Source organism: Micromonospora sp. WMMD1155 (genome assembly GCF_029581275.1).
Lineage (GTDB): Bacteria > Actinomycetota > Actinomycetes > Mycobacteriales > Micromonosporaceae > Micromonospora.
The window spans coordinates 352,732-368,067 of record NZ_CP120742.1; the positions used below are offsets into that span (position 1 = coordinate 352,732).

A 15,336-nucleotide genomic window follows, 5' to 3' on the forward strand; every position below is an offset into this window, starting at 1 on the left:
CCGCCGCGAGGACTCACGAGCCGGTTTCGACTCAGTCCAGAGTGACCACCCAGCGGGCGCCCTCGCCCCGCGCCAGCCGATCGAACGCCATGGGTGCCTCGTCCAGGCCGATCGTGCCGCTGACCAGCACACGCAGATCCAGCGCGCCGTCGGCGAGGGCGGCGGCCAGCACCGGCACCTCTCGGTCCGGGTCGGACGAGCCGTACACCGAGGAGCGCAGGGTACGGGCGGAGTGAAAGACGTCCAGCGCGCCGAGGCTGACCATGTCGTCCTTGGCGCCCATGCCGACGACTGTCACCGCTCCCCCGCGCCGGGTGAGCCGCCAGGCGGCGCGGATGGTGGCGGCCCGGCCGACGCACTCGAACGCGTGGTCGACGCCCCGGCCTTCGGTGCGGGCCCGGATCTCCTTGGAGAGCCGATCGTCGGAGAGCAGGAAGTCGGTCGCCCCGGCGGCGAGCGCCAGGTCACGCTTGGCCTCGGCGACGTCGACGGCGAGGATCGTCGTGGCACCGGCCCGGCGGGCGGCGGCCAGAACGGCGAGGCCGACCCCACCGAGCCCGACGACGGCCACGCTCTCGCCAGGTGCCACCCGGGCGGTGTTGCCGACCGCGCCGACGCCGGTGAGCACCGCGCAGCCGAGCAGGGCGGCCTGCTCGGGCGGCAGCCCGGCCGGGATCGGGATGACGGCGCGTTCGGGCACCACCACCGCCTCGGCGAGCGCGCCGAGACCGAGAGTCAGGTTCAGCGGTACGCCGTCGTCGGTCTCGCCGCGCGGCACGGTCGGTGCGGTGGTGTCCGCGCACAGCCACGGCTCGCCGTGCCGGCACCACCAGCAGGCTCGGCAGGCCGGTGCCCAGTTGAGCACCACCGGTGTGCCGACCGGCAGGCTGCCGCCCGGGCCGGTCGCGGCGACCACACCGGTCGCCTCGTGCCCGAGCACCAGCGGAAACCTCGCGGCGAGGGTGCCGTTGACCATCGAGAGGTCGGAGTGGCAGACACCGGCGGCGGTGATCGCCACCCGCACCTCGCCGGGGCCGGGAGCGGGCAGGCGTACCCGCTCGATCCGCAGTTCGGCGCCGGACCCGCGCGCGACGAGCGCGCGGACGGTGACCGGCTCGGGGGCGCTCATCGCTGGATCGCCTTCAGTTCGCAGAACTCGGCGAGCCCGTGCACACCCAGCTCACGGCCCAGGCCGGACTGCTTGTAGCCACCGAACGGGGCGAGCGGGTTGAACGGTGCGCCGTTGATGTCCACCGCCCCGGTACGCAGCCGGCGGGCCACCGCGAGCGCCGCGTCGGTGTCGGCGGACCAGACCGCACCGGCCAGCCCGTACCTCGAATTGTTGGCGATGGCGACCGCCTCGTCGGTGTCGGTGAACGGAAGGACGGCGAGCACCGGACCGAAGACCTCCTCCTGGGCGAGTGCGCTGTCGGGGTGCACGTCGGCGAACACGGTCGGCGCGACGAAGTGCCCCCGCGCCGGCACCGGGGCGTCCGGGCCACCGGCGACCAGCCGCGCGCCGTCGGCGGCGGCCTTGTCGATGTGGCCGCGCACCCGCTCGGCCTGGGCTGCGGAGACCAGCGGGCCGAGGCGGGTGGACGGGTCGAACGGGTCACCGAGGCGGTAGCCGGCCACCGCCGTGGCGATCAGGTCGAGTGCCTCGTCGTACCGGTCGCGGTGCACCAGCATCCGGGTCCACGCGGTGCAGGTCTGGCCGGAGTTGAGCAGGGCGTTGCCGACGCCCACCTTGACCGCGGCGGCCAGGTCGGCGTCGGGGAGGATCACGTTGGCGGACTTGCCGCCCAGCTCCAGTGCGACCCGGGCGATCCGGTCGGCGGCGAGCCGCATGATCCGGGCGCCGGTCGCGGTGGAGCCGGTGAACGACACCAGGTCGACGTCGGGATGACCGGCCAGGGCCTCGCCGACCACCGGCCCGGTGCCGGCGACCAGGTTGAGCACCCCCGGCGGCAACCCGGCCTCGGTGACCGCGTCGAAGAGCAGGTACGCGGTCAGCGGGGTCAGCTCGCTGGGCTTGAGCACCACCGTGCAGCCGGCGGCCAGCGCCGGGGCCAGCTTCGCCATCACCTGGTGCAGCGGGTAGTTCCACGGGGTGATCGCGCCGACCACACCGATCGGCTCGCGGACGACGAGGGAGTTGCCGATGCTCTCCTCGACCGGTACGCGGGCGGCGAGCGTGACGTGGTCGCGCAGGACGGTCAGCGGCAACCCGACCTGGACCCGGGTGGCGAGCTTCAGTGGGGCGCCCAACTCGACGGCGATGGTGCGGGCGAGGTCGTCGGCGCGGACGGCGAGCGCGGCGTGCAGCCGGTCCAGGTGGGCGGACCGTTCGGCGGGGGCGATGGTCGACCAACCGGGGAACGCGGCGCGGGCGGCGGCCACGGCCGCGTCCACGTCGGCTGCCGTGCCGGCCGGCACCTGCCCGATCAACTCGCCGGTGCTCGGATTCTCCACGTCGATCACGTCGGTGCCGGCGGGAGGCGTCCACTCGCCGCCGACGTGCAGGTGGCGCCGGAGGCGCAGGGCGTCGGACAGCTGCGACGGCGGGGCGGCGAGGTCCATGTCGTCCCTTCGGGGTGGGCGACCGGCGATGGCGACGGGGTCGCGGTGGGCGATGAAACTAGCGCTGGGAGTTTGGACGCTACCCGTTGGGCCGGGCGGACTCCACCGTGCCGGTGGTGCGGACGGAGCCGGTCGCGCCGAGGGTGCGGCGGGGGTCGGCCGTGCCGACGGGGTCCGGTGTGCCCACCGTGCGGGCGTACTCGGCGGCCAGACCGTGCAGCAGTGCGTCCAGGCCGAGGGCGAAGGCGCCCTCGTCCACGCTCTGCTGGTGCTCGGCGAGCCGGTGCGCGTCGCGCAGGTGCGGGTAGTGCGCGGCGTACAGCTCCGGGTCCTCCACGAAGCCACGGGCGAACGAGCCGAGCGCCGACCCGGCCACGAAGTAGCGCAGCGCCGCGCCGATGTGCGTGGCCCGGGCGGGGGGCCAGCCGGCCCGGACGAGGCCGCCGTAGACCGCGTCGGCCATGGCGAGGGCGGCCGGTCGTCGACCGGGCCCCTGCGCCAGGTACGGCACGATGTTCGGGTGCGCGGTGAGCGCCCGCCGGTACGACCAGGCCCAGTCGCGCAGCGCGGCGACCCAGTCCCGGCTGGCGAAGCCGCCGGTGTCGACGGCGCCGGTGACCGCGTCGGCGACCGCGTCGAGGATCTCGTCCTTGGTGGCGAAGTGGTTGTAGAGCGACGGCCCACGGACCCCCAACTCGGCGGCGAGCCGGCGGGTGGAGAACGCGGGCAGCCCCTCGGCGTCGATGAGCGCGGTGGCGGTCTCGACGATCAGCTGCCGGGTGAGCCGGGGCTGGCGGGGTCGGGGCACTGCGCTCCTTGAGGTCTCGTCCGTCAGGTCTGGACGCGGCAAAACTTGCACCGCTAGTTTAAGGGTGACCGGCTGCACCGACGCCAGGAGGACCACCGTGGACTTTTCGCTGACCGACGAGGAGCGGGCGGTACGGGACACCGTCCGATCGTTCATCCGCCGCGAGGTGATGCCCCTGGAGGCGGAGGTGCTCCGCCGGGAGAGGGCGCACCAGCCGGGCCTCGACCACTCCGAGGTGCGCGAGCTGCAACTCAAGGCGCGCAAGTTCGGCTTCTGGGGCCTGGCCACCCCGGAAGAGTACGGCGGGATGAACCTGCCGGCGGTGCTCCAGTCGTTGATCTGGACGGAGCTGGGCCACACGTTCGTGCCGTTCCGCTTCGGCGGCGAGGCGGACAACATCCTGTTCCACGCCACCGAGGAGCAGAAGCAGGAGTTCCTCATCCCGACCATCGAGGGCGAACGGCGCTCCTGCTTCGCGATCACCGAACCGGGGGCCGGGTCGGACGCCGCCAACATCCGGCTCTCCGCCCGCCGCGACGGCGACGACTGGATCCTCGACGGGGAGAAGACCTTCATCACCGGCGGCCACGACGCCGACTTCGCCATCGTGGTCGCGGTGACCGACCGGGAGAAGGGCGCCCGCAACGGCGGGGCCACCGCGTTCCTGGTGGACCGGTCGATGGGGTGGCGCTCGGAATTCATCCAGACCATGGGCGAGGGCGGGCCCGCGTCGCTCATCTTCGACGGTGTACGCGTGCCGCACCGCAACATCCTCGGCGAGATCGGGCAGGGCTTCACGCTGGGCATGGAGTGGATCGGCAAGGGCCGCTACACCATCCCGTCGCACGCCATCGGCATCGCCGAGCGGGTGCTGCAGATGGCGATCGATTACGCCAACACCCGGGAGACCTTCGGCACCAAGATCGGCACCAACCAGGCGATCCAGTGGATGATCGCCGACTCGGAGACCGAGTTGGAGGCGGCCCGCTGGCTGGTGCTGCGCTCGGCGTGGACGGTCGACCAGGGCCTCGACCCCCGACACGCGTCGTCGATGGGCAAGCTCTACGGCGCCGGGATGGTCAACCGGGTGGTCGACCGGGTGCTCCAGATCCACGGCGGCATGGGCTACACCCGTGAACTGCCGATCGAGCGCTGGTATCGGCAGGTCCGCCTCTACCGGATCTTCGAGGGCACCGACGAGATGCAGCGGCTGATCATCTCCCGGGATTTGCTGCGCGGCTACACGAAGATCGGCGGCCACCTGGCCTAGAGCCCCACGCCGCACCCGCACCCGCCCGCGCGCGCCCACGCCCACGCCCGGGCCCGCCCGCACCCGCACCCGCGTGCGCCCACGCGCCGGGCCCGCCCACGCCCAGGCCCGCGTGCGCCCGCACCCGCACCCGCGTGCGCCCACGCCCAGGCCCGCGTGCGCCCGCGCCCGCATCCGCGTGCGCCACGCGCCGGGCCCGCCCGCGCCAAGATCCACGCCCACCGCCCGCGCCAAGATCCGCGCAATATCAGGGATGTTGGTGTCTCCCGCGTCTCGGAGGCAGCAACATCCGGGAAGTTGCGCAGATCTTGGCGCGGGGCGCGGGCGCGGGGCGCGGGGCGCGGGCGCGGGGCGCGGGCGCGGGGCGCGGGCGCGGGGCGCGGGCGCGGGGCGCGGGCGCGGGGCGCGGGCGCGGGGCGCGGGCGCGGGGCGCGGGGCGCGGGCGCGGGGCGCGGGCGCGGGGCGCGGGGCGCGGGGCGCGGGGCGCGGGGCGCGGGCGCGGGGCGCGGGGCGCGGGCGCGGGGCGCGGGGCGCGGGCGCGGGGCGCGGGCGCGGGGCGCGGGCGGGCGGCGCCGGGCGCGAGCAGGGCGGCGCCGGGCGCGGCCGGGCGGCGCGAGCAGGCGGGCGGCGCGGGCGGGCGGCGCGAGCAGGTGAGGGTCAGCCGGTCAGCGCCTCCAGCGCAGCGTCCACGTCTGCCTCGGTGGAGTAGATGTGGAACGAGGCCCGCACCCGTCCGGCGCGTACCGCCGCCCGGATGCCGGCCGCCGCCAGACGCCGCTCCGCGTCCGGCACGTCCACGGTCACGATGGCGCTCTCCCCCGGCGGCTGGCCCAGCCCGATCCGGAACCGGTTGGCCAGCGCCACGTCGTGCGCCTGGATCGCCGGCACGCCGATCTCGGCGACCAACTCCAGGGCGGGTGCCGCCCCCACCCAGCTGAACCAGGCCGGCGAGATGTCGAACCGGCGCGCGTCGTCGGCCAGTCGCAACGGCGGGCCGTAGTAGGAGGCGTGCGGATCGCGGCCCGCGTACCAGCCGGCGGCGTCCGGGCGCAGCCTTTCACGCAGCGCCGGAGCCAGGTAGGCGAACGCGGTCCCGCGCGGGTTCATCAGCCACTTGTAGCCGCCCACCGCCACCACGTCGGCCCGGCTCCCGTCGAAGGGCAGCCAGCCACACGCCTGGGTCGCGTCCACCACCACCAACGCGTCGTGCGCGCGGGCGGCGGCCACGACGTCGTCGTACGCGGCGACCGCCCCGTCGGCCGACTGCACCAGACTGAACGCGACCAGGTCGGTGTCCGCGTCGATGGCGTCGACGAGAGACTCCACCGGCACCGTGCGGACGGAGATGCCACGCTCCTCCTGCACGAGCCAGGGGAACAGGTTGGAGGTGAACTCGACGTCCGGGGCCACCACCGTCGCCGTGGCGGGCAGCGCCGCCGCCACCGGCGCGAGCATCTGCGAGACGGAGGCGCCGACCGCCACGTCGCCCTCCGGCACGCCGATCAGACCGGCGAACGCGGTACGGGAGCGCTGCACCGAGTCGCCCCAGCCCTCCCAGGAGGTGCTGCCGACCCGCCACTGGGCGAGCGCCTCCTGCAACGCCGTCCACGCCGGCTCGGGCGGCAGCCCGTAGGAGGCGGTGTTCAACCAACCGGGCTCCGGCTTCCACAACTGCTGCGCCTGCTCGATCTCCATGACCTCGACGGTAGGCGGGCCGCCGGGCGACGGGCACGGCCAATCCCCGATCGGCGGCCTGTCAGCGTGCGTCCGGGTGAGACGGCGTGCCACAGCGAGCGATCACGGTCCGGCCCGCCGCGGTGCGCCGGAAGGTCAGGGTCTCCCAGCCGGCTCACCCGGTCGGCCCCGGGCGCGGGAGAGGGTGTCGGCGAGAGCGGTGAGCCACCTGTCGACCTCGACCAGGTGCCGGACCGCCTGCCTGTCGACCTCGCCGAGCAGCGGCCGGATCCGGTCCAGCTCGTCGGCACAGGTCATCGCCGCCGGTCGCGGGCCCGCCGACCGGCCGTGGGTCACCTCATCGGCCACCTCGTCGTACAGTGAGCGCAGGTGTGCGGCGGTGTCGCGCAGCAGCGCCGCCGCCGCGGGCCAGCCGGCGAGACAGCCGGGCGGGTTGCGGCGCAGCAGCGACCCGGCCCCGGGCACGACATGATGCCCGGCGCTGAGGACGGCGTCCCAGTCGATTTGCTGCCGGTGCGGGTCGTGCCGTTCCGAGTGGTACTGGCAGTAGGACGAGTCGGTCAGGACCATCCGACGACGCACCCGGTCGATGGCCCGCTGCGGTGACGGAGCGTCGCCGAGCACCGCCTCGACGGTCTGCTCGACCGCGTCCGCACTGGCCGCGAGGTAACGGGCGGCGTTCTGTCGCAGGTCGTGACCCGCCCCACGCGGCCAGATGGCCACACCGGCGAGCACGCCGATCACCGCGCCGAGCAGGACGTCGACGAGGCGCGCCTCGGCGAGCCGCCACCCTTCCGGGCCGAGCTGGGCGAAGACGACGGTCAGCAGCACCGTCAACAGTGCCTGCTGCCAGACCGCACCGAGCAGCCGCCCGACGCCGAAGGCCAGGATCAGGGTGACCGGCAGGACGACGGCGTAGACGATCGGCAGGTCGACGACGAGCATCACCGCGCCGCTGACGAGGGCGCCGACGATCGTGCCCAGCACCGACGGCCGCAGCGCGGAGCGGGTGTCCGCGGCCGAGGTACGCAGCACCGTGAGGGTGGCCAGCAGCACCCAGAAGCCGTGGGTCAGGTTCAGCAACCCGGCGGCCACCCGGGCGACCGCCAACGCGACGGCCAGCCTCACCGAGCTGTGCAGGTGCGCGGAGCGGGGTGCCAGGTGGGAGCGGAACTGCCACCAGTACAGCGTCCACTGGTGGTGCCGCGCGTAGTCGAACAGGCCCGGCGGGGCGTCCACACCGTCGAGCCGCGACCCGGTGGCCAGCCGGGCGCCGACGGCGAAGACCCGCACCTGCTCGGCGAGGGCCAGTGCCGTCGCGTCCCGGCACAACCGGGGTACGTCCGGGGCGTCGCGGCCGTCGCCCCCACCCACGGGGTACGCCGCCTCGGCCCGCCCGATCGCGGCGTCCAGACCACCGAGGTCCACAGCCGCCCCGCCCGGGGTGAGGCTGCGACCGGCGGCCCGGGTCGTGTCCGCGCCGACGCGCAGCAGTCGCGCCGCCGCCAGGTCCGGGATCGGCTCCGCCGGGACGTCCGCCGTCAACCGGTCCGCCTCGGCCAGCACGTCCCGCAACGCCACCGCGCAGATCCGCAGCGCACGGTCCTGGGCGCCCGCCGCGGTGGGTGCCCACGCCGGAGGGTTGCGGGCCAGGTCGAGCGGACCGACGACGTCGTACGCCCGCCGCCGTCGCGCGTCCCGGCCGGTGTCGTCCACGTGCGGCTCGGTCAGCGTGCGGGCCGCGGTGTCGAGGAACGCCGCGACACCGTCGGCCGCCTCGGCGAGCCGTTGCCGGTACGAGACCGGCACCGGGTCGGGCCAGAGGAGCACCTCGGCCACGGCGAGGAGCACGATGGCGAGGGTGACGCCACCGAGCCGTTGCGGCAGGGTGTCCGGCTGGTAAGGCGGGAAGGACGCCAGGATGTAGAAGAGCTGGAACGCGCTGGCCCACCCCACCAGGCGCGGGTTGCCGACCCCACCGAACGCCACGAGGAACCCGATGACCAGCATCCCACCGGCCGCCGCCCACGTGCTCCACGCCAACGCCGAACCCGCCGCGATCAGCGCCCAGACCACCGGCAGCGAGGTTATGAGGATCCGCGCCCGTTGCGGCGCGGGACCGGGCAGCCGTGCGAACGCCCCGGCGGCGATCGTGCCGAACAGACCGTACGTGGCGAGCACCGGACTGCCGACGCCGTAGCGGCAGCCGTAGAAGACGACGGACGCGACGAGCGTCAGCCGGGCCCCACGCCGCAGGACGGCGTACCCCGGATCACGGCGGCGAAGCCGGTCGAGGAGGGTTGCCAGCACGCCTGCTCCCCGGGTTCGTCGCGACTCCCTCCCCGGCGTCCCATTCTCCCCGCTGCCCGTCGGGATCGGCGGGTTTCGCGACGAATCAGTGTCGAGCGCGGCGGAGCAGGCCGAGCCGGAGCGCCCGGAGCAGGGTGCCGGGGCGGCCCAGGGCCGCCGGGTGGTCGAGCATGGTGGTGACCCGACCCAGCCGGGCGTTGAGCACCGGATCGGTCAGTGACGCCCGGAAGATCAGGTCACCGAACCACTTGGTGAGCCGATACCCCGGCGGGTACGGCCCGTCGACGTGCGGAAGCTCGATGTCCGCGGTGGTGGAGATCTGCCAGGCGGCGTCGACGACCACCCGGACCTGGTCGAAGTACGCCCGCGCCGGCTCGTCGTGCGGCTTCGGACCGGACCGCAGGTACGCCGACAGGCAGGAGGCGTGCAGCGTCGCGGAGGTCATGCCCTGGCCGTACACCGGGTTGAAGGAGGCGACCGCGTCGCCGGCCGCGACCAACCCGGCGGGCAGGCGGTCGAGTTCGTGGAAGTCGCGGCGTCGGCTGTCGGCCTGGTGGTACGTGACCACCCCGCCCAGCATCTCCCCGTACTCGGCGATGTCGCCGAACATCTGTGGGTAGTGCTTCCGGCAGCGTTCGGTGAAGTCGGCGACGTCGCGGCTGGGCCGGTCCTCGTCGTAACCGGCCACGAGCATGATCCAGCGGTCTCCCTCGACCGAGTTGATGCCGCCGATCCGGGCGGTGCGCCCCTTGCCGGCCATGGTGTGGAAGACCGCGACCCAGGCGTCGCTGACCTTCTCGTCCCGCCGGTAGAGCGCCGTCGCGTAGTTCAGTTTGATCGGCATGCGGCGCATCGGTGGGCGCGGCCACCCGTGCTCGGCCAGCCAGTCGCCGAGCCGGCTGGACCGACCCATCGCGTCGACCACCAGATCCGCCGGTTCGACGACCGCCTCGCCGCCACCCTCGGGCACGTACCGCGCGCCGGTGACCCGCCGTTCGTCGAGGAGCAGGCCCTCCGCGCGGCCGTACACCATGCGGATGTTGGGCACGGCGAGCGTCCGCCGCCGGACCAACGCCTCCAGGAACGGACGCGTCGTGATCAGCGCCGGCCCGGTGCCGGTCGCCGCCGGTGGCAGCCCGGGAACTCCGTTGACGAACACTTTCGCCGTGCTCTGGTCGCTCGGCGGCGGAGGGGCGCCGAGCGCGAGCGCCTCGTCGGCGATGCCGGGGAACCAGCGTTCCAACTGGACCTGGCCGGCGGGCAGCAGCGCGTGCACCTGACTGCCCTGGGGCACGCCCGGCCGAGGTCCGGCGTCGACGTCGGACGGGTCCCGTTCGATGATCAGCACTTCCTCGGCGTGGTCGCTCAACACCCGCGCGGCCATCAGCCCGGCCATGCTGCCACCGAGCACCACCGCACGTCGCATGACCACACGTGTCTCAGCCGGTCGTTCGGCGGTGGCTATCCGCGAGAACAGCCGGGACGGAGAGAGAGGCATGCGATCACTCCTCGAACGTCGGGGAACCACGGCATCCACGACCGTAACCATCCGAGCGCCAGCCGTCAGTGCTCAATTGGCCCGCCACTTCTGGTCGGCGTTGCCGGTGCACTGCCGGATCCGCGGCCGGGCGCCGTTGTCCGGGTTGGCGTCGAGCACGTCGACGCACCTGTCCGCCTTGGTATTCACCACATCGGACCTGGGCCGATGCTGGTTGATCTTGTAGGCTCAGTCGGCAACGCCACAGCGGCCCGTCAACCGTCGAAGAGGATCGAGGCAGCCCGTGCTCACCGTAGGCTCGGCGGACACCGTCGCGGTGCCCCCGAGCGAGCGGTTCGGGTACTGGCACGACCTGGTGGCACGCGAGTCGGTGCCGATGCGCATCCACAGTGCCCACGCGGCGGACTTCCGGGCCCGGGCAGAGGTCATCAGCCTGGGTGAGGTCGTGCTGTCGACCTGGCGGTACCCGTCCCTGGACATGCAGCGCACCGGCACCTTCATCCGCCGCAGCGATCCGGAGATGTACCAGTTCGCGCTCCCGTTGTCCGGGCAGGGCGGGTTGGAGCAGGAGCGGCGGAGCAACGCCTTCACGCCGGGCAGCTTCGCGATCGTCGACACGTCCCGACCACACCAGTCGACCCATCAGGGACGGTCGCACCACGAGGGCATGTTGACCACCCGGACGATCCTCGTCCCGCACGGCCTCCTGCCGGTGCATCCCAACCGGATCTCGCAGCTGCTCGGCACGAGCATCTCCGCCACCGAGGGGATCGGCGTACTGCTCAACCAGTTCGTCCACCAGGTGATGACCCATCCCGATCAGTACCACGACAGTGACGCCCCGCTCCTGGGCACCGTCGTGCGGGACCTCATGTCCGCGATGGTCGCCCAACACCTGGACCTCACCGACGCCCTACCGATCGAGGTACGCGGACACAGCCTGCGCATGACGGTCAAGGCGTTCATCGACGAGCACCTCGGCGACCCGGACCTGTCGCCGGGCACCGTCGCCGCCGCCCACCACATCTCCCTCCGTAGCCTGCACCGGGCGTTCGAGACCGAGGACGAGACGGTCGCCGAGACCATCCGCCGGAAACGTCTGGACCGGTGCGCACGGGACCTGCGCGATCCCCTGCTCCGGGCCCGGCCCATCCACGGCATCGCCGCCCGCTGGGGCTTCCGCTCCCAGGCCCACTTCAGCAGGGTCTTCACGGCCACGTTCGGGATGTCCCCGCAGGCGTTCCGCAACGACCCGCGCGCACCTGCCTAGAACGGGGGCCGGTCGGAGCCGGGCGGGGGGCCCGGGGTCGCACCGGCGCCCGGCGCGACCCCAGCCTCGTCGATGTCAGGCCGGGACGCCGGCCTCCTCGGTGGACCGCCGTGCCGCCGTCTCGTCGTCGTCCGAGCCGTCGTGCTCGTCGAGCATCGTGGCCTCGTCGAACGGGTCGTCTCCGCGCAGCACCTCGGCCGCCCGGTCCCGGTCGAACTCCCCGGTCCACGTCCCCACCAGCACGGTCGCCACGGCGTTACCCGCGAAGTTGGTCAGCGCCCGGGCCTCGGACATGAACCGGTCGATGCCGACGATCAGGCCGACCCCGTCGACCAGGTCCGGCCGGTGCGACTGCAGTCCACCGGCCAGCGTCGCGAGACCCGCGCCGGTGACCCCGGCGGCGCCCTTCGAGGCGATGATCATGAACAGGAGCAGCGAGACCTGCTCGCCGATCGAGAGCGGCTTGCCCAGCGCGTCGGCGATGAACAGCGACGCCATCGTCAGGTAGATGGCCGTGCCGTCCAGGTTGAAGGAGTAACCGGTCGGCACGGTGATGCCGACGACCGGCTTGCTGACCCCGAAGTGCTCCATCTTCGCGATCAGCCGCGGCAACGCCGACTCCGACGACGAGGTCGACAGGATCAGCAGGAACTCCCGACCCAGGTAACGCAGCAGCGAGAAGATCGAGATCCGGGCCACGAACCAGAGCAGCGCGCCCAGGAACACCAGCACGAAGATGAGGCAGGTCGCGTAGAAGCCCAGCATGATCTGGGCGAGGCTCTTGAGCGCGTCCACGCCGGTCGCGCCGACCACGGCGGCCATGGCCCCGAACGCGCCGATCGGCGCCAACCACATGATCATGGCGAGTACCTTGAACACCACCCGCTGGATGACGGCGATCGCGCCGAGCACCGGCTCGCCGCGCCGACCCAGGGCCTGTACGGCGAACCCGACCAGCAGGGCCACCAGCAGCGTCTGGAGCACCTCGCCCTCGGTGAGCGCGGAGAGCAACGTGGTCGGAATGATCCCGAGCAGGAAGTCCGTCGTACCGCCGGCCTCGTCGCCTGCGGCGGCCTTGCCCGCACCGGCGAGGTCCTGGCCGAGGTCGAGACCGGAGCCGGGGTGGATGAGGTTGCCGACCATCAGGCCGATGGCGAGCGCGACGGTCGACATGGTGAGGAAGTAGCCGAGGGCGAGGCCGCCGACCTTGCCGACCTTCGCGGCCTGCCGGACGGAACCGACGCCGAGCACGATGGTGCAGAAGATGACCGGGCTGATCATCATCTTGATCAGGTTGACGAAGCCGGTGCCGATCGGTTTGAGTTCCTTGCCGAAATCGGGCGCGACCAGGCCGACGACGATGCCGGCGAACACGGCCACGATGACGGCCAGATAGAGGTAACGGGTACGGTCCCGGCGGACCGAGGGCGCCGCCGAGGTGGTGGATTCGGTGTCCATGTCAACAATGTGAAGTGCCTCTCACCAGTTGACAGCCTTGCGGTCATTCTGTTCACCACGACAGCCACAACGGTGGCGGCGCACGAAGGAGGTGATGAGGATGGCCCGACGCCAGTGGAGCATCGCGGGGCAGCTCTTCGCCCTCCAGGCGGTGGTGGTGACGCTGCTCGTGCTGGCCGGGGCGGCCGGCGCCGTCTGGCTGGCCCGCAGCGACTCCCGCCAGGCCGCCCAGGAGGAGGTGCTCGCCGTGGCGCAGACCGTGGCCCGCTCCCCCGACGTCCGCGCGGCCCTCACGACCGCCGACCCGGCGGGCGTCCTCGCGCCGTACGCCGAGTCGACCCGCCGGGCGACGGGCACCGACTTCGTGGTCGTGATGGCCCCCGACCGCACCCGTTTCTCCCACCCCACACCGGAGCGGATCGGCGAGCCCTTCGTCGGCGACATCGAGCCGGCCCTGGCCGGTCATCCGTTCACCACCACCAACGTCGGGACGCTCGGCGAGTCGGTGCGTGCTGTCGTCCCGGTGTACGACGAGCAGCGGCGCATCGTCGGCCTGGTCTCGGTGGGCATCACCACCCGGGCGATCAACCGCAAGCTGCTGCGCCAGTTGCCGGTGTTGATCGGCGTCGCCACACCGGCGCTCGCGCTCGCCGCGACCGGCTCGTGGCTGCTCAGTCGCCGGCTTCGTCGACAGACCCACGGTCTGGGCCCGGCGCAGATGACCCGGATGTACGAGTACTACGACGCGGTTCTGCACTCGGTCCGCGAAGGTCTCGTGGTGCTGACCACCGACCGGCGGGTGGCATTGGTCAACGACGAGGGCCGCCGCCTGCTGGGCCTGGACGCGGACAGACCGGTGACCGACCAGCCGGTCGCCGGGATCGACCTGCCGCCTGCGGTGGCCGAGCTGCTCGGCTCCGGGCGCGACGCCCTGGACGAGCCGGTCCTGGCCGGTGACCGGGTGCTCGTCGCCAACCAGCGGACCACCCGCTTCGAGGGCGCGGTGCTCGGCACCGTGTTGACCCTGCGGGACCAGACCGAGCTGCGCACCCTGGCCAGTGAGCTGGACTCGGTGCGCGCGTTGACCGAGGCGTTGCAGGCGCAGACCCACGAGTCGGCCAACCGCCTGCACACCGTGCTGACCCTGATGGAGTTGGGTCGCGCCGACGAGGCCGTCCGGCTCGGCACCCGGGACCTGGCCCTCGCCCAGCAACTGACCGACCGGGTGGTGGGCGCGGTGACCGAGCCGGCGCTGGCCGCCCTGCTGCTGGGCAAGTCGGCGCAGGCCGGCGAACGCGGGGTGGACCTGGTCATCGAGCCGGACTGCCGGCTCGACGACAGCCCTCTGCCGAGCGGCGACCTGGTCACCGTGGTCGGCAACCTGGTCGACAACGCCCTGGAGGCGGTGGCCGGCACGCCCGCGCCTCGCCGCGTGCGAGTCTTCGTCGGCGCTGTCGACACGGAGTTGGTCGTCCGGGTCGGCGACAGCGGCCCCGGGCTGGCCCCGGAGCGGGTGGCGGACGCGTTCCGGCGCGGCTGGTCCACCAAGAGCACCGGGCGGGGCCTCGGGCTGGCCCTGGTCGGGCAGGTGGTCCGCCGGCACGGCGGCAGCGCCGAGGTGACCCGCTCGGACGACGGTGGCAGCCTGTTCACCGTCCGACTGCCGGGCGGGCGGTGATGACGGACATCCGGGTGCTGGTCGTCGAGGACGAGCCGCTGCTGGCCGAGGCGCACAGCGCGTACACCGAGCGGGTTCCCGGTTTCGTGGTGGTCGGCGTGGCGCACACCGCGCGGGCGGCGATGGCGGCGCTGCGCGCGGGCGGCGGCGGCGACGTGGACCTCGTACTCCTGGATTTTCGGCTGCCCGACCTGCACGGCCTGGACGTCTGCCGGGCGCTGCGCGCGGCCGGCAGCAGCGTCGACGTGCTCGCGGTGACCTCCGCCCGGGACCTGGCGGTGGTCCGCACCGCGGTGTCCCTCGGGGTGACCCACTACCTGCTCAAACCGTTCACGTTCGCGGCGTTCCGCGACAAGCTGGAGCGGTACGCGGACTACCGTGCGCAGGCGCTCGCCGACGGGGAGGTGGCCGCCCAGCACGACGTCGACCGGATGTTCGCCACCCTGCGCGGCACCGCCGGGCACAGCCTGCCCAAGGGCCTCGACGCGCAGACCCTCAATCGGGTACGCGCCGCCCTCAGCGACGCGACCGGCGCTGAGGTGGGGCTGTCCGCGACCGAGGTGGGCGCGGCGACCGGCATCTCCCGGGTGACCGCCCGCCGCTACCTGGAGTACCTGGTGACGATCGACCGAGTCGTCCGCAGCTCCCGCTACGGCACCCCCGGCCGCCCCGAGGTCGAGTACCGGCCCCGGTGAGCAGGACGAAACGTCGACTCGACACCTGCGCGAGATGCGGTCTGTCGACGGGGAAAGTGGGAGAATCGACCAGA

11 protein-coding genes are annotated in these 15,336 nt (G+C 73.4%); 4 read left to right on the top strand and 7 right to left on the bottom strand.

Translation table 11 applies throughout. The features are described from left to right. Window positions 1-31: 31 nt before the first annotated feature. From O7617_RS01315 to O7617_RS01325, 3 genes are all read right to left on the bottom strand, one after another. The gene (locus O7617_RS01315) at window positions 32-1,129 is read right to left on the bottom strand and encodes a zinc-binding dehydrogenase (RefSeq protein ID WP_282260930.1); all 1,098 of its coding nucleotides are present in this window, start codon (window positions 1,127-1,129) and stop codon (window positions 32-34) included. Further along, a complete protein-coding gene (locus O7617_RS01320; RefSeq protein ID WP_282260931.1) occupies window positions 1,126-2,580 on the bottom strand; it encodes an aldehyde dehydrogenase family protein in 1,455 nt (484 codons plus the stop codon). Before O7617_RS01320 ends, O7617_RS01315 begins: the two co-directional genes overlap by 4 nt. Window positions 2,581-2,659: 79 nt before the next feature. After that, entirely contained in the window at window positions 2,660-3,388 is a 729-nt protein-coding gene (locus O7617_RS01325) for a TetR/AcrR family transcriptional regulator C-terminal domain-containing protein (protein ID WP_282260932.1), read from the bottom strand. A gap of 97 nt (window positions 3,389-3,485) precedes the next feature. On the opposite strand from O7617_RS01325, the gene O7617_RS01330 reads away from it, so the two are divergent. Next, complete coding sequence (locus O7617_RS01330) at window positions 3,486-4,658, top strand: acyl-CoA dehydrogenase family protein (protein ID WP_088947393.1); 1,173 nt, start codon at window positions 3,486-3,488, stop codon at window positions 4,656-4,658. Window positions 4,659-5,315: 657 nt separating this feature from the next. On the opposite strand, the gene O7617_RS01335 is transcribed toward O7617_RS01330, so the two are convergent. From O7617_RS01335 to O7617_RS01345, 3 genes are all read right to left on the bottom strand, one after another. Further along, a complete protein-coding gene (locus O7617_RS01335) occupies window positions 5,316-6,353 on the bottom strand; it encodes an aminotransferase class V-fold PLP-dependent enzyme (protein WP_282260933.1) in 1,038 nt (345 codons plus the stop codon). A gap of 135 nt (window positions 6,354-6,488) precedes the next feature. Continuing rightward, complete coding sequence (locus O7617_RS01340; protein WP_282260934.1) at window positions 6,489-8,663, bottom strand: FUSC family protein; 2,175 nt, start codon at window positions 8,661-8,663, stop codon at window positions 6,489-6,491. 85 nt (window positions 8,664-8,748) lie between these two features. Further along, entirely contained in the window at window positions 8,749-10,161 is a 1,413-nt protein-coding gene (locus O7617_RS01345) for an FAD-dependent monooxygenase (protein ID WP_282260935.1), read from the bottom strand. A gap of 283 nt (window positions 10,162-10,444) precedes the next feature. Here O7617_RS01345 and O7617_RS01350 point away from each other — a divergent pair, with 283 nt between their 5' ends. Continuing rightward, a complete protein-coding gene (locus O7617_RS01350) occupies window positions 10,445-11,431 on the top strand; it encodes a helix-turn-helix domain-containing protein (RefSeq protein ID WP_282260936.1) in 987 nt (328 codons plus the stop codon). 75 nt (window positions 11,432-11,506) lie between these two features. Here the strand turns inward: O7617_RS01350 and O7617_RS01355 are convergent, their stop codons facing one another. Next, window positions 11,507-12,889, bottom strand: coding sequence for a cation:dicarboxylase symporter family transporter (locus O7617_RS01355; RefSeq protein WP_282260937.1), 1,383 nt, complete (start codon window positions 12,887-12,889; stop codon window positions 11,507-11,509). A 100-nt stretch (window positions 12,890-12,989) separates the two neighbouring features. Between O7617_RS01355 and O7617_RS01360 the strand changes: the two genes are divergently transcribed. Together O7617_RS01360 and O7617_RS01365 are read left to right on the top strand one after the other, a co-directional pair. After that, window positions 12,990-14,567: a sensor histidine kinase gene (locus O7617_RS01360; protein ID WP_282260938.1), complete on the top strand. Its 1,578-nt coding sequence runs from the start codon at window positions 12,990-12,992 to the stop codon at window positions 14,565-14,567. Next, window positions 14,567-15,262 (top strand): response regulator, encoded by a 696-nt coding sequence (locus tag O7617_RS01365; RefSeq protein WP_282260939.1) that lies wholly within the window; start codon window positions 14,567-14,569, stop codon window positions 15,260-15,262. The genes O7617_RS01360 and O7617_RS01365 overlap by 1 nt, the downstream gene beginning before the upstream one ends. Window positions 15,263-15,336 lie beyond the last annotated feature (74 nt).

Bases quoted from the DNA above. Each gene is read 5' to 3' on its own strand.
- O7617_RS01315 (WP_282260930.1), bottom strand. From the start codon at position 1,129: ATGAGCGCCCCCGAGCCGGTCACCGTCCGCGCGCTCGTCGCGCGCGGG.
- O7617_RS01320 (WP_282260931.1), bottom strand. From the start codon at position 2,580: ATGGACCTCGCCGCCCCGCCGTCGCAGCTGTCCGACGCCCTGCGCCTC.
- O7617_RS01335 (WP_282260933.1), bottom strand. From the start codon at position 6,353: ATGGAGATCGAGCAGGCGCAGCAGTTGTGGAAGCCGGAGCCCGGTTGG.
- O7617_RS01345 (WP_282260935.1), bottom strand. From the start codon at position 10,161: ATGCCTCTCTCTCCGTCCCGGCTGTTCTCGCGGATAGCCACCGCCGAA.
- O7617_RS01355 (WP_282260937.1), bottom strand. From the start codon at position 12,889: ATGGACACCGAATCCACCACCTCGGCGGCGCCCTCGGTCCGCCGGGAC.
- O7617_RS01360 (WP_282260938.1), top strand. From the start codon at position 12,990: ATGGCCCGACGCCAGTGGAGCATCGCGGGGCAGCTCTTCGCCCTCCAG.
- O7617_RS01365 (WP_282260939.1), top strand. From the start codon at position 14,567: ATGACGGACATCCGGGTGCTGGTCGTCGAGGACGAGCCGCTGCTGGCC.